22 protein-coding genes and 1 tRNA gene are annotated in these 19,871 nt (G+C 67.3%); 12 read left to right on the top strand and 11 right to left on the bottom strand.

Annotated features, from left to right (window positions below; all coding sequences use genetic code 11):
* Positions 1–9: 9 nt before the first annotated feature.
* Positions 10–1,059 carry a CPBP family intramembrane glutamic endopeptidase gene (locus GZ64_RS0114080; RefSeq protein WP_051668070.1) on the bottom strand — a complete coding sequence of 350 codons (1,050 nt, stop codon included), beginning with the start codon at positions 1,057–1,059 and terminating at the stop codon, positions 10–12.
* A 175-nt stretch (positions 1,060–1,234) separates the two neighbouring features.
* Between GZ64_RS0114080 and GZ64_RS0114085 the strand changes: the two genes are divergently transcribed.
* The 3 genes from GZ64_RS0114085 (at position 1,235) to GZ64_RS0114095 (ending at position 4,112) form a co-directional block, all read left to right on the top strand.
* On the top strand, positions 1,235–1,927 hold the full coding sequence (locus GZ64_RS0114085) for a response regulator transcription factor (protein ID WP_021199050.1): 693 nt from the start codon (positions 1,235–1,237) through the stop codon (positions 1,925–1,927).
* Between the two features lie 61 nt (positions 1,928–1,988).
* Positions 1,989–3,683, top strand: coding sequence for a sensor histidine kinase (locus tag GZ64_RS0114090; RefSeq protein ID WP_029258667.1), 1,695 nt, complete (start codon positions 1,989–1,991; stop codon positions 3,681–3,683).
* 141 nt (positions 3,684–3,824) lie between these two features.
* The gene (locus GZ64_RS0114095) at positions 3,825–4,112 is read left to right on the top strand and encodes a WXG100 family type VII secretion target (protein WP_021199052.1); all 288 of its coding nucleotides are present in this window, start codon (positions 3,825–3,827) and stop codon (positions 4,110–4,112) included.
* 66 nt (positions 4,113–4,178) lie between these two features.
* Here GZ64_RS0114095 and groL read toward each other — a convergent pair whose 3' ends face one another.
* The 4 genes from groL to GZ64_RS0114115 all read right to left on the bottom strand — a co-directional run bounded on the left by groL (position 4,179) and on the right by GZ64_RS0114115 (position 7,842).
* Positions 4,179–5,798, bottom strand: coding sequence for a chaperonin GroEL (gene groL / locus GZ64_RS0114100; RefSeq protein ID WP_021199053.1), 1,620 nt, complete (start codon positions 5,796–5,798; stop codon positions 4,179–4,181).
* 124 nt (positions 5,799–5,922) lie between these two features.
* Positions 5,923–6,501, bottom strand: a complete 579-nt coding sequence (locus GZ64_RS0114105) for a LytR C-terminal domain-containing protein (RefSeq protein WP_021199054.1) — start codon at positions 6,499–6,501, stop codon at positions 5,923–5,925.
* 81 nt (positions 6,502–6,582) lie between these two features.
* Positions 6,583–6,840 (bottom strand): DUF3263 domain-containing protein, encoded by a 258-nt coding sequence (locus tag GZ64_RS0114110; RefSeq protein WP_021199055.1) that lies wholly within the window; start codon positions 6,838–6,840, stop codon positions 6,583–6,585.
* A 9-nt stretch (positions 6,841–6,849) separates the two neighbouring features.
* Entirely contained in the window at positions 6,850–7,842 is a 993-nt protein-coding gene (locus GZ64_RS0114115) for a DUF2332 domain-containing protein (protein WP_029267206.1), read from the bottom strand.
* 71 nt (positions 7,843–7,913) lie between these two features.
* On the opposite strand from GZ64_RS0114115, the gene msrB reads away from it, so the two are divergent.
* Both msrB and GZ64_RS0114125 read left to right on the top strand, forming a co-directional pair.
* Complete coding sequence (gene msrB, locus GZ64_RS0114120; RefSeq protein ID WP_021199057.1) at positions 7,914–8,318, top strand: peptide-methionine (R)-S-oxide reductase MsrB; 405 nt, start codon at positions 7,914–7,916, stop codon at positions 8,316–8,318.
* Positions 8,315–8,971: a nitroreductase family protein gene (locus GZ64_RS0114125; RefSeq protein ID WP_051668071.1), complete on the top strand. Its 657-nt coding sequence runs from the start codon at positions 8,315–8,317 to the stop codon at positions 8,969–8,971. Before msrB ends, GZ64_RS0114125 begins: the two co-directional genes overlap by 4 nt.
* A gap of 4 nt (positions 8,972–8,975) precedes the next feature.
* Here GZ64_RS0114125 and GZ64_RS0114130 read toward each other — a convergent pair whose 3' ends face one another.
* Positions 8,976–9,887, bottom strand: a complete 912-nt coding sequence (locus GZ64_RS0114130) for a DMT family transporter (protein WP_029258672.1) — start codon at positions 9,885–9,887, stop codon at positions 8,976–8,978.
* 101 nt (positions 9,888–9,988) lie between these two features.
* Here GZ64_RS0114130 and GZ64_RS0114135 point away from each other — a divergent pair, with 101 nt between their 5' ends.
* The 5 genes from GZ64_RS0114135 (at position 9,989) to GZ64_RS0114155 (ending at position 14,388) form a co-directional block, all read left to right on the top strand.
* Complete coding sequence (locus tag GZ64_RS0114135) at positions 9,989–10,615, top strand: SOS response-associated peptidase family protein (RefSeq protein ID WP_029267207.1); 627 nt, start codon at positions 9,989–9,991, stop codon at positions 10,613–10,615.
* A gap of 94 nt (positions 10,616–10,709) precedes the next feature.
* Positions 10,710–11,621, top strand: a complete 912-nt coding sequence (locus GZ64_RS0114140; RefSeq protein WP_021199061.1) for an ABC transporter ATP-binding protein — start codon at positions 10,710–10,712, stop codon at positions 11,619–11,621.
* The gene (locus GZ64_RS0114145) at positions 11,618–12,433 is read left to right on the top strand and encodes a transporter (protein WP_029267208.1); all 816 of its coding nucleotides are present in this window, start codon (positions 11,618–11,620) and stop codon (positions 12,431–12,433) included. Before GZ64_RS0114140 ends, GZ64_RS0114145 begins: the two co-directional genes overlap by 4 nt.
* A 9-nt stretch (positions 12,434–12,442) precedes the next feature.
* Complete coding sequence (locus GZ64_RS0114150; RefSeq protein WP_021199063.1) at positions 12,443–13,717, top strand: sensor histidine kinase; 1,275 nt, start codon at positions 12,443–12,445, stop codon at positions 13,715–13,717.
* Entirely contained in the window at positions 13,714–14,388 is a 675-nt protein-coding gene (locus GZ64_RS0114155) for a response regulator transcription factor (RefSeq protein WP_021199064.1), read from the top strand. Before GZ64_RS0114150 ends, GZ64_RS0114155 begins: the two co-directional genes overlap by 4 nt.
* A gap of 10 nt (positions 14,389–14,398) precedes the next feature.
* Here GZ64_RS0114155 and GZ64_RS0114160 read toward each other — a convergent pair whose 3' ends face one another.
* Positions 14,399–15,352: an aldo/keto reductase gene (locus GZ64_RS0114160; RefSeq protein WP_029267210.1), complete on the bottom strand. Its 954-nt coding sequence runs from the start codon at positions 15,350–15,352 to the stop codon at positions 14,399–14,401.
* Positions 15,353–15,418: 66 nt separating this feature from the next.
* On the bottom strand, positions 15,419–16,207 hold the full coding sequence (gene ppk2, locus GZ64_RS0114165) for a polyphosphate kinase 2 (protein ID WP_036331583.1): 789 nt from the start codon (positions 16,205–16,207) through the stop codon (positions 15,419–15,421).
* Positions 16,208–16,445: 238 nt separating this feature from the next.
* On the opposite strand from ppk2, the gene GZ64_RS0114170 reads away from it, so the two are divergent.
* A complete protein-coding gene (locus GZ64_RS0114170) occupies positions 16,446–16,784 on the top strand; it encodes a DUF7882 family protein (protein ID WP_029267214.1) in 339 nt (112 codons plus the stop codon).
* 31 nt (positions 16,785–16,815) lie between these two features.
* Here GZ64_RS0114170 and GZ64_RS0114175 read toward each other — a convergent pair whose 3' ends face one another.
* The gene (locus tag GZ64_RS0114175; protein ID WP_021199068.1) at positions 16,816–17,094 is read right to left on the bottom strand and encodes a hypothetical protein; all 279 of its coding nucleotides are present in this window, start codon (positions 17,092–17,094) and stop codon (positions 16,816–16,818) included.
* Between the two features lie 453 nt (positions 17,095–17,547).
* On the opposite strand from GZ64_RS0114175, the gene GZ64_RS19505 reads away from it, so the two are divergent.
* On the top strand, positions 17,548–18,408 hold the full coding sequence (locus tag GZ64_RS19505; RefSeq protein ID WP_081859764.1) for a M15 family metallopeptidase: 861 nt from the start codon (positions 17,548–17,550) through the stop codon (positions 18,406–18,408).
* A 192-nt stretch (positions 18,409–18,600) separates the two neighbouring features.
* On the opposite strand, the gene GZ64_RS0114190 is transcribed toward GZ64_RS19505, so the two are convergent.
* Positions 18,601–18,673: transfer RNA gene (locus tag GZ64_RS0114190), tRNA-Thr, on the bottom strand.
* A gap of 45 nt (positions 18,674–18,718) precedes the next feature.
* Entirely contained in the window at positions 18,719–19,663 is a 945-nt protein-coding gene (locus GZ64_RS0114195; RefSeq protein ID WP_029267216.1) for a DsbA family protein, read from the bottom strand.
* Positions 19,664–19,871 lie beyond the last annotated feature (208 nt).

Genomic DNA, 19,871 nt, shown 5'->3' on the forward strand with positions numbered 1-19,871 from the left:
CTCGGGAGATCATGCTCCGGTGGTGCGGCCGTGCAGTACGCCGCCCAGTCGATGGGTTCCGAGCACTCCGGCCGGCGCTGATGCGGCCCGGGCCGTGCGTGCGATCCCGAGCCTTGCAGCCCAGCGGTCGGCGAGCAGGGCGTAGATGACCATGGCCAGTGCCGAGGCGAGCAGGTCGACGGCGGTCCCCGAAGTCGCGTTGGCATCGACCAGCGTGACGGATCCGAGCAGGAAGATGAGTACGTTGTTGACGATGTGCAGGGAGATCGCGGCTTCGAGTCCCCCCGTACGCCAGGTCAGCCAGGCGGCGACGATCGCGAACATGCCCACGCTCGCCGCGCCCCAGATGTCGTAGCCGTGACCGAGCACGAACAGCGGCACGGGCAGCAGGATCGCGAAGGCGGGATGACGGAGCCAGCTCCCGACCAACTGCATCAGGTATCCGCGGAACACATACTCCTCCGCGGCGGCTTGAAAAGGGATGAGCAGCAGCACGAGCAGCACCATCGTCCAGAGCCCGGGGTGGGAGAAGTCCGCGACGACCGCATCGCCGCTCAGGGCCGACCAACCCAGCACCGCAACGAAGTAGACGGCGAACACGGCGAGCGCCAGCAACAGGCTCTTTCCGAGCCACCCCATCCGCAGCCGTCCGGTGACCGACGACAGCAGCCCCACACCGCGACCCTCCACCATGCGCGAGGCCAGCAGCAGTGCGGGGATCATCAGGATCAGCGGCAGCACCAGTGCGACGAGCAGCCACGGCCGGTCGAGGTCGAAGAACTGCGAGGTGGCGAGGAGCGTCTGCGATTCGACACCCCACCCGGGGACGAACATCGACACGATGGCCAACGGCACGATCACGATCACGAGGATCGCGACGTAGAGGGCGATGCCGACGAGTCCGGTCAGCAGCATGCGCCACCAGCGATACCGCGGACGCAGATGCGCCAGCCGATGATAGGCGACCTGATCGACATCAGGCGCGTCCGGCAGGGCGACGGGGCTTCCGGGGGCTTCAGGGCTTCCGGGGGCGACGGTGACGTCCTCGTTCCAGCTCATGCATCGATCCTCCCCCGTGCACCTGTGCGGCGCATCCACCCCCGGGACGATCTCGCTCCTACGGACTGCGCACACAGCATCGGAGGATGCGTGCGCACGCTTCCCGAAGGGGCGACTCCACGCCGTTCCGCACAATAGTCAGCATCCCCATGGCCGAAGTCACCATAATGGGGACATGACTGCTCCGCGCATCCTGGTCGTCGACGACGAACCCAACATCCGCGACCTGCTCTCCACGGGTCTCAGCTTCGCCGGATTCCAGGTGAAGACGGTCGCCAACGGCGCCGCCACGATCTCGGCCGTCCTCGAAGAGGAACCCGACCTCATCATCCTGGACGTCATGCTGCCCGACATGAACGGGTTCAGCGTGACCAAGCGCCTCCGCGGTGCGGGATTCACGGCGCCCATCCTGTTCCTCACGGCGAAGGACGGCACCGAGGACAAGATCGAGGGACTCAACGCGGGTGGCGACGACTACGTCACCAAGCCCTTCAGCCTCGACGAGATCGTCGCCAGGGCTCAGGCCATCCTCCGCCGTACGATGCAGGCCGACGAGGAGTCGATCATCCGCGCCGGCGAGCTGTCCATGGACCAGGACACGCACGACGTTCATGTCGGCAAGGAACCGATCGAGCTGAGCCCGACCGAGTTCAAGCTGCTGCGCTACCTGATGCTCAACCCCAACCGCGTGCTGTCGAAGGCGCAGATCCTCGACCACGTGTGGGAGTACGACTTCAACGGTGACGCCGGCATCGTCGAGAGTTACATCTCCTACCTGCGTCGCAAGATCGACCCGCACACCGAGGAGTCGCTCATCCAGACCAAGCGCGGCTTCGGCTACATGCTGAAGGTCGGCAAGACGGTCTGACGACCACCGCACCACCAACGACGCCGCCTCGCGGCGCAGCCGCCGCACCGGGGAGGACCGCATGGCGCACAAGCCCGATGCGGTCACCAGCTGGTGGCGGCGCATCAGCCTTCGGGCCAAGGTCACCGGCGTCACGGTGGCGGTGCTGGCGCTCGGGCTGCTCGTCGCGGGTATCGGCACGGTGCCGATCCTGCGCAACGCCCTGGTCGCGAACATCGATGCCCAGTTGCCCGCCCTGGTCTCGAGCGATCTCGTCGACCGCTACTTCGACACGGTGACGGTCGACGGCGTCACCACCTACAGCCCGCGCGATGAGCAGCCTCGAGACTTCTCCTTCGCGATCTACGATGCGACGGGTGAACTCCGCGCCACAGCACGAGGCACTTCAGGCCAGGCGCCTCTCTTCCCCTCGCAGTACTCGCTCGCGAAGGCGACCGCCAACACGGATCAGATCCCGCTCGAGATGACGGGAGCCGAAGGCGAGCTGTTCCACGCGGCGGTCGCCGTCGTCCCCTCGGAAGGCGGTGTCCTGCGCATCCAGTTGGTCGCTCTTCCTCTCGCACCCGCCGATCGCATCATCAGCCAGTACTTCGGCATCTACATCTCGATCGCCCTGATCACGATCCTGATCGCCGCGCTGCTGACGCGCGGGCTCGTGACCCTCACGTTCCGCAGGCTCGGTCAGGTCGAGGCCACCGCCATGTCGATCGCGGCCGGCGACTTCCGGCAGCGGCTGACCGACCTCGAGCCGACCACCGAGGTCGGCCGGCTGAACACCGCCATCAACACGATGCTCGACCGGGTCGATCGCTCGCTCGCACAGCGGGACCGCACCGTGCAGCACATGCGGCGCTTCATCGGCGATGCGAGCCACGAGCTGCGCACCCCCCTGGTGAGCGTGCGCGGCTACGCGGAGCTCTACCGCATGGGCGCGATCAAGGGCGAGGAGGACACGGCGCGGGCCATGGAGCGCATCGAGAAGGAAGCGATCAGGATGGGGGTCCTGGTGGAGGACCTCCTCGCTCTCGCCCGGCTCGACGAGGAGCGCGAACCGGAGATCGTCCCCCTCGACCTACGGCCGATCGCGCGGGATGCAGCGCTCGATCTGCGTGCCGCGGCCCCCGGCCGGACCGTGACGGTGATCGACCGCACCGCGGACAGCAAGACCGCGGTACCTTTGCACGAGATCCCACCGCTCCAACCGCCGCAGCCGCCGACGCCGCGAGGCCTCTCCCGAGCCACGCTCTCGCGTCTTCGCCGACGCCCTCGGCAGCCGGACCAGACTCCCGCGATCGACTTCACCGAAGTTCCCGATCTGCCCGTGCGCACCCCGCCGATCGTGCTCGGCGAAGAGAACAAGGTCCGCCAGGTCGTCACGAATCTCCTGGGCAATGCGCGCCGCTTCTCCCCCGAGGACGGGCCGATCGAGATCGTGGTCGACTCCGACCGGGCGGCCGGCACCGCGAGCATCGCGATCGTCGATCACGGCGAGGGCATCCCGCCGCAGATCCGGGAGCAGATCTTCGAACGCTTCTGGCGTGCCGACACCTCCCGCGCGCGGGAGACCGGAGGCTCCGGCCTCGGACTCGCGATCGTCGCGTCGATCCTGAAAGCGCTCCACGGCGGCGTCGATGTATCGGAGACTCCGGGTGGGGGTGCGACGTTCACTGTGACTCTCCCGCTCGCACCGGCGCGCGCCACGCCTGCGCATCTCCTCGAAGACACGCAGCCTCTGGATCGACTCGACCTGCCGTAGCGGCCGTTCCGACGCCGGGCGCTCTCTGCACCGCCTGCCCGGCTGCCCCGTTGCTCACAGCGCACGGGATGACAGCGACCCGGAGAGGATACGGACGCCGACGCTCGCTTAGCCTCGGAACCCCTACGAGAAGGAGTTCCCATGTCTGTCTTCACCGTCGACACCGAGGCCGTCTACGCGGCCCACGGCGCCACCCGCGCAACGATCGAGCGCTTGCAGGGCGAGTCCGCGACTCTGATGGCGCAGCTCCGACAGCTGCAGTCGACGTGGTCCGGCACGGCATCCCATGCTTTCCAGACGTGCGCCGAGCAGTGGCAGGGCGCGCAGCTCCATGTGGAGCAGGTGCTCGAATCGATCGGAACGTCGCTCGGCGCGGTCGCGACCCAGTACGCAGACGCCGATCAGTACTCGGCCAGCCTGTTCCGCTGACGCACACGCGTATCTACGCAGAACGCCCCCGGCCGAAGCCGGGGGCGTTCTGTCATGAGAGCAGGATCAGAAGTCCATGCCACCCGACGGGTCACCCATGGGAGCAGCGGCCTTCTCCGGCTTGTCAGCGACGACGACCTCGGTGGTGAGGAACAGCGCCGCGATCGAGGCTGCGTTCTGCAGCGCCGAGCGGGTCACCTTCGCGGGGTCGATGATGCCGGCGCCGAACATGTCGACGTACTCTCCCGTAGCCGCGTTCAGACCCTGGCCCGCGGGGAGCTCGGCGACCTTGTTCGCGACGACACCGGCCTCGAGACCGGCGTTCAGCGCGATCTGCTTCAGCGGAGCCTGGATCGCGACGCGGACGATGTTCGCGCCGGTCGCCTCGTCACCCGTGAGCGAGAGCGCGTCGAGCGCCTTCGTTCCGGACTGGATGAGCGCGACGCCACCACCGGGGACGATGCCCTCCTCGACGGCCGCCTTCGCGTTGCGGACAGCGTCCTCGATGCGGTGCTTGCGCTCCTTGAGCTCGACCTCGGTCGCGGCTCCGGCCTTGATGACGGCCACACCACCGGCGAGCTTCGCCAGGCGCTCCTGCAGCTTCTCGCGGTCGTAGTCGCTGTCGGTGTTCTCGATCTCGCGACGGATCTGCGTGACGCGACCCTCGATCTGGTCTGCCTCACCGGCACCCTCGACGATCGTGGTCTCGTCCTTGGTGACGATGACCTTGCGCGCACGACCCAGCAGGTCGAGCGTGGCGTTCTCGAGCTTGAGACCGACCTCTTCGGTGATGACCTGTCCACCGGTGAGGATCGCGATGTCCTGCAGCTGCGCCTTGCGGCGGTCGCCGAAGCCGGGAGCCTTGACGGCGACCGACTTGAAGATGCCCTTGAGCTTGTTCAGGACGAGCGTCGCGAGAGCCTCGCCCTCGACGTCCTCGGCGATGATGACGAGCTCCTTGCCGTCCTGGATCACCTTGTCGACGATGGGCAGGAGGTCCTTGATGTTGGAGACCTTCTGGTTCGCGATGAGGATGTACGGGTCCTCGAAGACAGCCTCCTGGCGCTCCGGGTCCGTGACGAAGTACGGGTTCAGGTAGCCCTTGTCGAAGCGCATGCCCTCGGTGAGCTCGAGCTCGGTACCGAACGTCTGCGACTCCTCGACGGTGACGACGCCTTCCTTGCCGACCTTGTCGATCGCCTCGGCGATGAGCTCGCCGATCGCGGGGTCAGCCGCGGAGATGGAAGCCGTGGCAGCGATCTGCTCCTTCGAGTCGATCTCCTTGGCGCTGGCGAGCAGCTCCTCGGTGATCGCGGCGACGGCCTTCTCGATGCCGCGCTTGAGCGAGATGGGGTCGGCGCCGGCTGCGACGTTGCGCAGACCCTCGCGGACCAGAGCCTGAGCGAGGACCGTGGCGGTCGTGGTGCCATCACCTGCGACGTCGTCGGTCTTCTTGGCGACCTCCTTGACGAGCTCCGCGCCGATCTTCTCGTACGGGTCGTCCAGCTCGATCTCCTTGGCGATGGAGACACCGTCGTTCGTGATCGTGGGGGCTCCCCACTTCTTCTCGAGAACGACGTTGCGGCCACGCGGGCCGAGGGTGACCTTGACCGCGTCGGCGAGGATGTTCAGGCCGCGCTCGAGGCCGCGGCGGGCCTCCTCATCGAAAGCAATGATCTTTGCCATGAGTTTTTTCGTCCCTCCTGGACGTAGACGTTGGGTTTAGCACTCAGAGTAAGAGAGTGCTAACGCCATTCTGGCACTCGACACCTTCGAGTGCAAGCCGCCGGAGGAGTGGCGCACGCGGAGGTCAGGGGGCCGGGGTCTCCCCGGGCGTCTCGGGCGCGGAACTCGATCGATCGAGGCCGATCACCACCGTGAACTGCTTCAGACCGTCCTCCGTCTGACCGGAGTAATAGTCGCTCTGCTGCACGGCAGCGCCACCGAGGAGGTTCGCCAATCCGATCGCGGCGAGCTCATCCTCATCGTTGACGTAGAAGACGGTGGTGGTGGCGAAGTCCTGACTCGAGCTGTCTCCGGCGAAGACGATATCCGGCGCCCATCCATTGTTGACGAGGACGTCCCGCATCTGCGTGTCGAGCCCCTCGTCCGGCGTGCCGTTGAGGATCATCACGGAGACCGAGGTGTCCACCACACCCGTCTCGACCGGAGTGGGGACCGGCGTGGACGCCGCCTCGGGAAAGAGCGAGATGCGCCCCATCACCACGAGGGAACCGAAGATCCCGGCGATGATGAGGACGAGGGCGGCGACGAAGGACCAGAGCAGCACGACCCAGCCGTTCATCCCCGGAGCTTCGGCGCGATGCGCTCCCACACGTCCGGAGGAACGGGGAACGTCATCGAAGCGATCGCGGGAGGGCTTGGACACCCCTCGATGCTAGCGTCACCTTCCTGGCATTCCGATCCGCGGCGCGGAACACCCGATTCGTGAAGCCGCCGACGGCTCTTCTCAGCCGACGAAACCCGGTGTGCGAGCCGAGCGCTGCCTGGCGCGTGAATCCCGGATGCGGCGCAGCCGCCGCACCAGCATCGGATCGTACTCCAGAGCGGCTTCCGACTCGATGAGCCGCCCGAGGAGCTGGTAATAGCGGGCCGAACTCATGCCCAGCTGGGCGCGGATGACTTCTTCCTTGGCTGAGCCGTGCCGCGGCCAGGCGACCTCGATGGCGAGGATCGCGCGATCGCGCTCCGTCAGGTCTCCGAGCATGAGTCCAGGTTAGGACGCGACGGTCGAGGGAGACGTTCGCCACTCCCACCAGCCTCCGAGGGGATCGGCGGCGGCGCGCACCCTCCCGTCGATGGCGACGACGAAGCCCGGCCAGCCGTGCGCATCCACCGACGGCACCCAGACGTCGAGCGCGCCCGGCGGATCGATCGTGATCCAGCGGGCGTCCAGCGCGGCTATGCGGGCGACCAGCGCGTTCCGCTGCGCTCGCGGGATGTGCACCAGCACTCCGGGCGTGGTGATGACGAGCGTGGCATTCCCAGGCGCGTCAGCCGCCAGGGCATCGATGCGTTCCAGAGCGTCTCCGACGAGGAGCAGTGCGGGATCGGAGGCCGCGATCTCGAGCGCAGCATCGATCCGCTGCTCCCGTCCCTCCTCACCCGGCCACACGAGTCCCCGCAGCCATCCCCGGTCACGTGGGTCGGCCGCGTCGAGCGGCGCCAGATCGATGCCCGCCCGCCACGCCACCTGCGGCATCCGCAGCGGGGGCATCGCGCCGGTCACCCGGCTCTCCAGCACGACGGTCGACGGTCCATCCACGGGATCGAGCCCGACGCGGAGCGCACCCGCTTCATCGACGAAGCGATACGAGTACCTGTCGGGATAGAGACACAGCCCGGCGGAGGCTCCGATCTCGAGCAACGCGATCGGACCCTCGATCTCGGACAGCACAGGGAGCAGCGCGGCGAGGCGCAGCGGTTCGTTCGTCTGCAGGCTGCGACGGGCGCATTCCGCCACCACCTCGTCGGCGTTGCGCAGCACGAAGTCCCGCCACTGCGGATAACCGGCGAGCTCGGCTCCGAGCAGGCGGGTGACGGCGAACACGAGCGGCGGCTGCCTCCGTGTCTCGGGAATCCGCAGCAGGATGCGCCTCACCTCGACATCGGCCGCCACGCCGGCCGCCCATTCCGCGTACAGCGCGCTGCGGCCGGGGGCCTCGTCACGGGCGAATCGTGCGTATCGTTCCTGCACGGCATCCGTCATGCGTCCATTCTGACCCGGAGCACCCTATATCCCGTCGCACGGGGGAGAATGGACGGGACTCAGGAGGACACATGTCGTACAGCGTGGACAAGACCGAAGAAGAATGGCGCGAGGAGCTCGGCGAAGAGCAGTACGCGGTGCTGCGCCAGGCCGCGACCGAGCGGGCCTGGACCGGCGAGCTGCTCGACGAGGAGCGTGCGGGCCTGTACACCTGTGGCGCATGCGATGCCGAACTCTTCAAGAGCGGCACGAAGTTCGACTCCGGATGCGGATGGCCGAGCTTCTACGAGTCGATCCGCCCCGATGCGGTCGAGCTCATCGAGGACGACAGCCTCGGGATGGTGCGCACCGAGGTGCGCTGCGCCAACTGCGGATCGCACCTCGGCCATGTCTTCCCCGATGGATTCGGCACGCCGACCGGCGACCGCTACTGCATGAACTCGATCGCACTGAACTTCACTCCCGAAGCCTCGTGAGCGCCCTCGATGCCGTCCTGGCGCGGCAGTCCTGGTCGAAGGTCGAAGACACCGCGCCGACTCGCGACGAACTGCTCACGTTGGTCTCGGCGGCCGGCCGTGTGGCCGATCATTCTTCTCTGCGCCCCTGGCGGCTGATCGAACTCCGCGGCGCGGATCGCGAGGTGCTGGGCGCGGCGATCGCCGAGGCCCAGGGCGACTCCTCGCCCTCGTCGAAGCCGCTTCGTGCCCCTCTGCTCATCGCCGTCGTCGCCAGTTACCGGAAGAGCGAGAAGGTACCCCGTTGGGAACAGGAGGCCGTCGCCTCCGGTGTCGCCCACATGCTGAGCCTGCTCCTCGACGAAGCGGGGTGGGGCGTCATCTGGCGCACCGGCCACTACACGCGCGCGAAGGCGGTCGCCAGAGCTCACGGCCTCGCCGAGAACGAGGAGCTCCTCGGCTGGCTGTATGTGGGAGGCAAGCCCGAAGACAAGAAGCCCGGTCGGCGCAAGTCCGTCGATGCACGCACACTCGTCACGCGCATGCCGCACGCGAATACCGAGAATGCCCCGAAGACGGCGACGACCACCGAGAAGGTGAAGAAGGTGAAGAAGGTGAAGAAGGTGAAGAAGGCCAAGAAAGCGGAGAAGGCGAAGAAGGCCGAGAAGAGGTAACCCCTCAGCGGCGACGCGGCCACGGAACCGCGACCACCACCGACGCGACGGCCACGACGACCATCGCGAGCACCTGCCAGAGCGCTGGTCCGGCCGCGGGCGGCCACATGAGGTCGATCACGACCGACGTGACCAATTGCCCGAGCACCGACCCCAGGCCCATGAGCAGCACCCCGGTCTGCGCCACAATGAACGTGCCGAGAAGGATGTAGGAGGCGCCCAGGAACCCTCCGAGGTACAGCCAGGGCTCGGTGGGAAGCCCCGCCGGTGCGCCGCGGAACGCGATGCTCACCCCGGATGCCAGGGCGAGCACCACGGTGCCGGCGATGAAGCTCATCAGGGTGGCGGCGAGGGGCGAACGCGCCCGCTGGGCCAGGCGCCCGTTGGTCGCTGCCTGCCAGGCGATCCCGACACCCGCGGCGAACGGGAGCAGCAGCATCCACAGCGGCGCGGTGGCCAGCACGTCGCCGGAGAGCGAGATGCCGACCGCGGCGAGCGCGAGCAGCCCCCCGAGCACCCGCCCTGGCGTGACCGCCACGACTCCTGCGGGCCCGAATCCGATCCGATCGAGCACGAGGCCGTGAACGGTCTGCCCCGCCACCACACCGACGGTGAACAGGGAGACGCCGAGCACACCGGCGGTGAGACCTTGGGTCGAGACGGTGAGTGCGCCACACGCTCCCCCGAGCAGCATCCAGACGGGGATCGTCTGGTGTCGGATGCCGCTCCACAGGCGTGCGACGCCTCGCCGAGCCGACGGGAGGGCGGAGATCACGACGGCGAGCGCCACGAGTCCTACGGAGAACGAGACGAAGCCGGCGACGATCCCGTCGTCGACGCGCACACCGAGCACCCCGTTGATCCGCGCCTGGATCGCCGTCATGACACCGATCGCGACCGCTCCTCCGAGGGCCAGTGGAGCGGGAAGTCGACGGGTCTCTGGCACCTGTCGACCCTACCCGAGCCGCCGGCCGCTCCTCGCCCGTGAATGTCCGAGGCCGGGACTACGCTGGCGGCATGTGCGCGAGCTACGGACTCGATCCCCGATTCACCGATGCCGAACTCCTCGCCGCCGCCGACGATGCGGTGCTCGAGGGCCTCCGCGTGTGGGCGCAGGAGAACGCCGGCGAGACCGTCCGACCGACGGGCAAGAACCTGCGCAACCTCAACCCGCTGATCGTGCAGCCAGATACCGCCCCGACCCTCGAACCCGCGTGGTGGGGGTTCCTCGTCGACGGCGAGCCGGCGAAGTTCCCCTCGATCAACACCCGCTCGGAGCGGCTGCAGGAGCGTCCGGGCGGGGCGAAGTCGAGAGCGATCGTCCCCGCGACGAGCTGGTACGAGATGCAGAAGCCGTCTCGGCAGTGGAACGAGTTCATCGTCGACGACGGCACTCTGTTCGGCATGGCTGCGGTCACGCAGCGCGGCCGCACGGCCGACGGCGAGTGGTTCACGTGCTATTCCATCGTGATGCGTCCCGCTCCCCCTCACCTCGTCGACCTGCACGACCGGATGCCCCTCCTCGTCCCGTCCACCCTGAGCCATGACTGGCTGACCGCACCGGCGTCGCGGGAGATCATCGACGAGGCCGTCATCGCTTCAGACGAGATGGCCGCGCGGGTGCAGGCTCGCCCTCGCGCCTGACCCTCTGATGTCCCACGCGGGTCGGACACTTCGCCGTCAGATGTGTACCTGAGGGGGACGCGCGACACCCGGGGCGCTCCGTAACGTTGTGCCCATGATCACAGCAGAAGGCCTCACGAAGAGGTTCGGAGACAAGACCGCCGTCGACGACGTGTCGTTCACGGTCAAGCCGGGCAGCGTCACCGGCTTCCTCGGCCCGAACGGCGCCGGGAAGTCGACCACCATGCGGATGATCGTCGGCCTCGACCGCCCGACGTCGGGGCGTGCCACCATCGCCGGACGCGAGTACCGCAAGCTCCGCGCACCTCTCACCGAAGTCGGTGTCCTCCTCGACGCCAAGGCGGTGCACACCGGTCGCACCGCTCGCAACCACCTCCGCGCCATGGCCGCGACACACGGCATCCCCTCCTCCCGAGTCGATGAGGTCATCGACCTTGCGGGCATCGGGTCGGTGGCACGTAAACGCGCGGGCGGATTCTCGCTCGGAATGGGGCAGCGCCTCGGCATCGCTTCGGCACTGCTCGGCGACCCGCACACGCTGATCCTCGACGAGCCGGTGAACGGCCTCGACCCCGAGGGGGTGCGCTGGGTGCGCCAGTTCGTCCGTCACGTGGCATCAGAGGGGCGCACCGTGCTGCTCTCGAGCCACCTGATGAGTGAGATGGCGCAGACCGCCGACCACGTCATCGTGATGGGCCGCGGTCGGGTGCTCGCGGATGCCCCGCTCGCGGAGCTCGTGCGCTCCTGGACTCGGAACACGGTGCGGGTCCGCACACCGAGACCAGCCGACCTGGCTGCCGCCGTCGGAGGGCCGGAGGTGGAGATCGTGAGCTCGGCTCCCGATCTGCTCGACATCGTGGGGCTGCCCGCCGCGCGGATCGGCGATCTGGCCGCCGACCGCGGCATCCCGCTCCACGAACTCACCCCGACCACCGGATCACTCGAAGACGCCTATCTCGCCCTCACCGGCGACTCCGTCGAGTACCGCACCAAGGAGATCTCATGACCACGACACAGGCTCCCGCTCCCACGCGGACACGCGTCGACACCGGTCGTCGGCTGACGTTCATGCGCGCACTGCGCGGCGAGTGGATCAAGCTCGCCACCCTGCGCTCGACGTGGTGGTCGATCGGCATCACCGCCGCCCTCACGGTCGGCATCGCCGTGCTCATCGCCCTCGCTGTCGATGTGCCGGACTTCAGCCCGATCCAGGCCGTGGTCATGCCGATCCAGTTCACGATGCTGCTCGCCGGCATCATCGGCGCGATCTCGGTCACCGGTGAGTACTCGACGGGGATGATCCGTTCGACGCTCACTGCGAACCCGATTCGCGGTTCGGTGCTGGCCGCGAAGTCGACGGTGCTGGCACTGTTCCTGTTCGTCTCGTCGCTGGTGATCTTCGTCGTCTCCGCGGTGGCCGTCTCCCTCATCGTCGCCCCGCGTGACCAGGGCATCGACTGGTCGGACCCGACAGCATCGGTGCTTCCGATCGTGGTGGCTTCCTTGTCGATGGCCGTCTTCGCGCTCATCGGCGTCGCGTTCGGATTCGTTTTGCGCTCCGGTGCGGGCGCCATCGCCGCAACCGTCGGTGTGCTGTTCGTCCTGCCGATCGTGGCGAACTTCTTCTCCTTCGCCGGAGAGACGTGGGCATGGGTCCTGCAGGCCGCCGCCTACCTTCCGGACGCCGCCGCACGGAGTGCGATCATGCCCGGAGCCGGTGCCGCACTCGACGCTCCGGTTGCGTTCCTGACGCTGGCCTGCTGGGTCGTGGGCGGTGCTGCCGTCGCGTGGGGCGTGCTGCGCACCCGCGACGCGTAAAGTCGGCCTGTGAGCAGAACGCGAAGCCGCAGCGACTCGGTCCGCGAGGACGAGGAGCTGCGGCTTCCGCGCGCCCCGGGCCTGTTCCGACGGTTCTGGGCCCGCCATCCGCTGTTCGCCGACATCCTGCTCGCGCTGATCTGCCTGTTCCTGTCCCTCGCCCCCGCCGCGCCGTACCCCAACACCTCGCTCCCGGAGGGCACATACATCGCCATCAACATCGCGACGTTGGTGATGGTCGCGATCGGATGCAGCACTCTCCTCTGGCGTCGACGGGCACCCCTGGGTCCCTTCGTCGCTGCGGTGATCCTGGGGACCGTCGGACTGTTCACAGGCATGTCCGGAGGCATCGTCCTCCTGCTCGTCGCCTGCTACGGCGTGGCGGTCTACAGATCGGCGCGTCTGGCCTGGATCTGTTACGGGATCGGTGCCGCTTGGTTCCTCGGACTCACCACGATCCTCATGCTGACCGGCACGACCCTGCTCCAGGTCGGCATCGATACCGCCCTCGGCTACGTCGCGCTCGGGCTCATCGGCACGCTCGTCGGGGTCAATGTGGGCGGCCGCAAGCGCTATCTCCTCGCCATCATCGACCGATCCCGTCAACTCCTGATCGAGCGCGATCAGCAGGCGCAACTCGCCGCCGCATCGGAACGCGCCCGCATCGCACGGGAGATGCACGATATCGTCTCCCACTCCCTCACCGTGATCGTCGCACTGTCCGAAGGGGCGGCCGCCACCCCCGATCGGGAACAGGCCCGGAGGGCTGCGGTATCCGTCGCGGACACCGCCAGAGGCGCTCTCACCGAGATGCGTTCGATGCTCGGTGTGCTGCGCGACGACGAATCGCCGCTGCCGCTGGCGCCGATGCAACCCGTTCCCGCGCGTGACACCGTGGAGACGGCTCAGCGCGCGGGCTACCCGGCGACGCTCACCGTCATCGGGCAGGCCGATGTCTCCCCCGCCGTCGCGCATGCGATCGGCAGGATCGTGCAGGAGGGCGTGACCAACGCCATGCGCCACGCCCCGACCGCGAAGAGCATCACCGTGCGGCTGGAGTACACGGCCGACACGGTCGTGATCGAGATCGTCAACGACGGCGTCTCGGGTGAGATCGGCTCAGACGGATTCGGTGTGCGCGGGCTCTCCGAGCGTGCCGCCCATGTGCATGGGACGGTGCGATCCGCACCTGCGGATGGAGGACGATGGATTCTGCGGGCGGTGCTTCCCACATCGGGAAGCAGGCCCGCCGCACCGCGACAGACGATGGAGGACGACGCATGACGCAGGCGATCAGAGTGCTGCTGGTGGATGACCAGGAGCTGATCCGTCTCGGCTTCCGCATGGTGCTGGAGTCTGAGGAGGACATCGTCGTCATCGGCGAAGCCGGCGACGGGAAAGCGGCGATCACGCAGAGCGCGCTGCTCGCTCCCGACCTGGTGCTGATGGACATCCGGATGCCGGAGCTGGACGGCATCGCCGCCACCGAGGCCATCGTCCGAGAACGTCCGCAGACCAAGGTGCTCGTTCTGACCACCTTCGATCTCGACGAATACGCGTTCGGAGCCATCCGCGCGGGCGCGAGCGGATTCCTGTTGAAGGATGCCCAGCGCCACGAGATGATCTCCGCGGTGCGCGCCGTCCACCGCGGGGATGCGGTGCTGTCCCCGCGTGTGACGAGAGCGCTGCTGGAGCACGTGACGCCTCGGCTCGGCGGAGCGCCCGCGACTCCGGCCGCAGAGGAGAGCGCTGCTCTCGAATCGCTCACGGAACGTGAGCGGGACGTCTTCCTCGCGATCGGCCGCGGACTCACCAACGCAGAGATCGCTCAGAGTCTGTACGTCGGCGAGTCCACGGTCAAGACCCACGTCGGTCGTGTGCTGGCGAAGCTCAGCGCGCGGGACAGGATCCACGCGGTCATCCTGGCGCATCGGCTCGGGCTCGTCGGCGACTAGCCCGATCTCATCAGGCGCGCGACGGCGCCCATTCCGAGACGCGGTCGAGCCGCTGCACCTCATCGTCCGAGAGCTCCAGACGCGCCCCGGCGAGCAGGTCGGGAACCTGTTCCACGGTTCGCGCGCTCGCGATCGGTGCGACCACGGTCGGTTGTGCGCGAAGCCACGCGAGCGAGGTCGCGGCGATCGAAGCGCCGTGCGCATCGCCGATCTCCTCGAGCGCGTCGATGATCCGCAGGCCCGCTTCGGTCGCGTACTTCGCGGCGCCCTGCGCCCGGGGCGACGCCTGACCCGCGGCGTCCGTCGAGCGGTACTTGCCGGTGAGGAAGCCGCTGGCCAGGGAGTAGTACGGGATGAGTCCGAGGTCGAACTCCTCGGCGACCGGGATGATCGTGTCCTCGACCTCGTTGCGGTGCACGAGGTTGTAGTGCGGCTGCACCGCGACCGGCAGCGCGACACCGAGTCGACGGGCGATCTCGACCCACTCGCGGATGCGCTCGGCGGAGTAGTTCGACACGGCGACGTGCCGGACCAGCCCGTCTTCGACGAGTCCCCCGAACGCGCTGACGGTCTCCTCCAGCGGAACGGTCTCGTCATCGAAGTGCGCGTAGTACAGGTCGATCTCATCGATGCCCAGGCGCTTCAGCGAGGCCTCGGCGGCCTTGCGGACATTCGCGGCGGAGAGGCCGCGGAACTGCGGGTGCTGACTGACCTTGGTCGCGACGACCACACCCGCAGGTTTGCGCGAGGCCAACCACTCGCCGACGATCGTCTCACTCTCTCCTCCTTCGTTTCCCGGCACCCACGCGCTGTACGAGTCGGCGGTATCGATGAAGTCTCCGCCTCCGTCCACGAAGGTGTCGAGGACGGCGAAGGACGTGTCACGGTCGGCTGTCCAGCCGAACACGTTGCCGCCGAGCGAGAGCGGAAGGACGTCGAGATCACTGGTACCGATGCGGGTCATGATGAGAGCAACCGGTGAGCCCGCCTCCCGCATTCCCGGACGACGCCGTGTTGCGCTCCATGAACGTCACGGTGGCGATGCCTCCCCCTCGTCGTGGATCTGCGAGGGGCGGCCCACGATCCGCGGATCCGGAGCGTGGGCGACCATCGGGTCCTTGCCCGGATAGTCGAACCGTGCGAGAACACATCTCATCGCTTCCAGCCGCGCGCGCCTCTTGTCGTTCGACGAGATGACGACCCACGGGAGGGCCGGGGTGTCCGTGTGGAAGAACATGGCCGCCGCTGCCTCGGTGTAGTCCTCCCATCTGTCGACGCTCGTGAGGTCGGTAGGGCTGAGCTTCCACTGCTTGAGCGGATCCTCGCCGCGACGGGTGAAGCGGCGCCGTTGTTCCGCCTCGCCAATCGAGAACCACAGCTTGATGAGGCGGATGCCCGAACCGACGAGCATGCGCTCGAACTCCGGCGCGGTCTGGATGAACTCCTCGTACTCCGCCGACGAGCAGTACCCCATCACGCGTTCGACGCCCGCTCGGTTGTACCAGGAGCGATCCATCAGCACGATCTCACCGCCCGACGGCAGATGCGCGACGTAGCGCTGGAAATACCACTGCGTCCGCTCGACATCACTGGGTTTGTCGAGCGCGACGACACGAGCGCCGCGGGGGTTCAGGTGCTCCATGAAGCGTGCGATCGCACCGCCCGCGCCCGCCGCATCCCGCCCCTCGAACAAGATGAGGACCCGTCCCGACGAGCGCGTGATGTGCGCCTGGAGTTTGAGGAGTTCGATCTGCAGCAGTCGTTTCTCGCGCGCGTATGCCGCCCGTGTGACCGTCGGGAGTTCGGACGTGCTGCCCATCGCCTCCCCCTCCCCTGGCGCTTGTCGATCGCGCGACGCATGAGGCAAAGCGCAGGTGGCCGCGGCGGGGAGTCGGCCACCTGCGCCGTCATCGACCCGGCGTGATCTCGTTGAATCCACCAGGAAACTCAACGCTCAGTAACATATCACCTCGTAGCGCGATACTCCGGAATGTACTTCTCGCACCCAGCCGTCACCGGAGACGCGACGAGGTCGAAGTCACGGCTATCGTTCACTCATGGGAACGATCCAGTACGGCAGCGGTGACGAGATCCACATCGAGGACCGCGCACTCGCACATCTCAAAGTGGTCATCGCCACGAAATTGCGACGCAATGAGAGCTTCACCCTGTCGTGGCGGCACCCCGACGGCGACGCCCCCGGCCGTTCGACCATCTGGCTGCACCCATCGATCCCGCTGCGCTTCACCTTCGACGAGCCAGAGGCCCCTCAGCTCAACCCGAAATGGATTCAGGACCTCATGCAGTCGGCGAGCTCCACGGGCGGGATCAGCCTCATCGAGGAAGTGGTCGAAGCGCCGCCGACCGGCGACGCGGACTCACCTCACCTGGACTGAACTCTCCGAATGAGCGACGTGCGGACGCGCGTCAGCTCGCTCGCCACACGGAGAGCAGCTGCCATCCTTCCGGCACCTGGGACTCGAGCGCGGCCATGTCGTCACCCTCGATCTCGCGGATGCCGTCGCGACGCAGGAACTTGCCCTCGACGGATCGCATCGATCCGGCCTTCTCCATCGTCGCCATGGCCGACACCAGGTCCCATCCCGCAGGCGCCTGAGCGGTGAGCTGTGCACGGACCTCGGCGAGATCTTCGCCTTTGAGGGTGACGCTGTGGGCTTCGAGCGGGCGGATCAGTCCGTGGAGCATCAGACCAGCCTAGGGCGAGGGACAGGCCGCCGCGATGCTCCCGCGCACGCACGTGAGCGAGGCCTTCCCCCCGAAGGGCGGCGATGAGTGGAAACCAGGGTCGAGGAGCAGAACCCTTCGTCCGACAACACCTACGACCGAGTACCCCTCGGCAGCCCCGATCAGGAACGTCGGCGACACCTCGATCCCCCCGCCCATCACATTCGTGAGGAGCATCCCCGGCCCGCCTACAACTGGCACCGGCTACATCGGCGGCCCCACGTCCTCGCCCCGGAAACGCCGCGGGGCCCCGCCCTGCCGACCGGGCGGAGTTCCCTGGATCAGGTGCTGCAACGACCACGAGAACTCGGACAGCCAGGTGGGGATCTCTCAACCTATCGAGGCTCGCGGTCGAGTGTCTGTAGGCCGAAAAGGGGACAGCGCGGGCCGACGCCTGAGCCATAGCCTGGCTCCATGAACACAACCCTCGAGGCACCGCCGCCGGGGATCGTTGCGGCCGAACGCACGGTCACAGCGTCACCACCCGCCGGCCGTAAACCTGTCTCACGACGAACCTTCTTGTCCGCCTCTGCGATCGCTGCGATTGTCGCGGCCGCCGGACCACTCGTCGGGCACGCAGCTCCGGCGTTCGCGGATTGGGGCAACTACCAGAACGGGCGCATCCCGGTCAACATCCTGGCTCCCGTGCCCTGGGACACCGTCCGCATCTTGCGGACAGACGCACGGGACGCGCTCGTTCAGCTGAACAACGCGTTCCGCCCTCAATTTGGGCACAACATCACCGTGAATGACGGCTACCGAGATCTCGCCGAGCAGGTCCGTGCGAAGGAGAAGTACGGAGACAAGGCTGCGGAGCCGGGGACCTCGAACCACGGATGGGCAATCGCCGTCGACCTGGCCGACACCAATCGAGTGCAGCTGAGCTTCAGCCATCCGATCTACCTGTGGCTCAAGTCGAATGCCCGACAGTTCGGCTACATACACCCGGCCTGGGCCGAGCCCGGGACGTCACGTCCCGAACCCTGGCATTGGGAATTCAACGGTGTCTACAACGGCACGCCAACAACGACAACGATGGAGGATTCAGTGGAAGCAATCGTAAGAGCACCGAATGGAATCGTGGTTCACCTTCGCCCCGGCGGAAAGACGAACTTCGGGACGCCGCAGGAATACAACACGTTCCGCGATCAGATCGCGTTCCTTCGTAACGCTGGTGCAACCGACGTTATGGCGCTGCCTGAGCTGTCCACGGTTCCCGGCGTGACGTGGGACACGTTCATATACCTCTCGCGCTACATCGGTGCGCCCGAGTAAGAACGCAGCGTTCTTCAGCGCGACAGCCTGAACGGCACAAGGCCCCCGCCCAGCCGCAAGGCTTGGTGGGGGTCTTCGCCCTCCGGGACGCTCGATCCTCGATGCTACCCATTCCCGGACCTGGGCTGCCCTGATGCCCGACCTCGAGTAGAAACCGAGGCGGTCTTCTGCTTTCCGAACCGCTACTTCTTGAGCCGACTACGGGACTCGAACCCGTAACCCCCGTATTACAAGTACGGTGCGCTACCAATTGCGCCAAGTCGGCGGATGCCATCCACCAGCTTAGCGATGGCATCGACCCCGGTTCGAACTACGGGGCGGGCGTGGTGGTCGACGTGGGCGTCGGAGACGGCGTCGCACGGGAGGCATCGCTCGCGACGCTCAGCACGAACTGCGAGAACTCGGCCGGGTCGTCGAACGCACCGACGTACGCCTCGCCGTTCGCGACGATCATGGGTGCGGTGTTGAGCATCAGGTCTTTCGAGCCGGCGAGCGGTCCGTCGAGTGCGCGCGTGGTCGCTTCTTTCGCCCAACCGACGAAGTCACCGTTCTCGATGCACGACCGGACGGCCTTGGTGTTGTCGGTGCCGACGGCGGCTGCCAGATTCGCCAGGTCCTCGTCTGACATCCCGTCACTGCCGACCTCGGGCTGGTCGTCGAGCAGGTCGTGATTGAAGGCGTAGAACTGCGCAGGCGAGTGCGTGGCGACGCACGCGGCGGCCGCAGCGGAACGCAACGAGTACTTGGTGCCGTTCGAGCTCGCGGTGAGCAAGGCGACCGGGTGGTAGCTGACGGTGACCGCCCCCTCCCCGATCCAACCGGCGAGCTGACGCGCATTGGCCCGCTCGAACTTTCCGGCGTCCGGCGAGAGGTAGTCGACGTAGACATGGATGTCGACCTTGTCGGAGGAGGTCGCGCTGGGGGTCGGCTCAGTCGAGGCGCCCGCATCGCTCGGCTCTGCCGAGGGCGTCGCGGGGACCTCATCGGATCCGGCAACGGCGGTGATGTCGGTGACGACGACGCCATCCGACTCCATCCCCGTCGGGGTGAGCTTCGGCTTCGACACCTGAGCGGACACCGCAAGGGTCACGGCGGTGCCGATCGCCCCCACCGCGACGACGGCGACGGCGCCGATGATGATCCGTCGCATGAGGCGCGCCCTCGACTGCTGGGCGTGCACTTTCTGAGCCTTCTCCCGCACGGCCTCGCGAGAATTGCGAGGTGTGGGGACGTTCGGCGTTTCGTCGCTCGACATCGTTCCTCTTGTGAGTCTGCGGGGGTCCGGGTTGGCCCCGACCGCCGCTGAGCGACGATCGCCGCTGGGCGCGGCCGAGATCGATGCTAACCAGTGAGGCTGAGAAATACCCAGGTACAGCCGTTCATGTCATACTGATCTCGACCCAAAGACGGGTCACGGTGGCTCACCCCACCGCTTCATCACTACGGATCGTCCGGCACGTACC

This window comes from Microbacterium sp. Cr-K32 (genome assembly GCF_000708345.1).
Taxonomy (GTDB): Bacteria; Actinomycetota; Actinomycetes; order Actinomycetales; family Microbacteriaceae; genus Microbacterium; species Microbacterium maritypicum_A.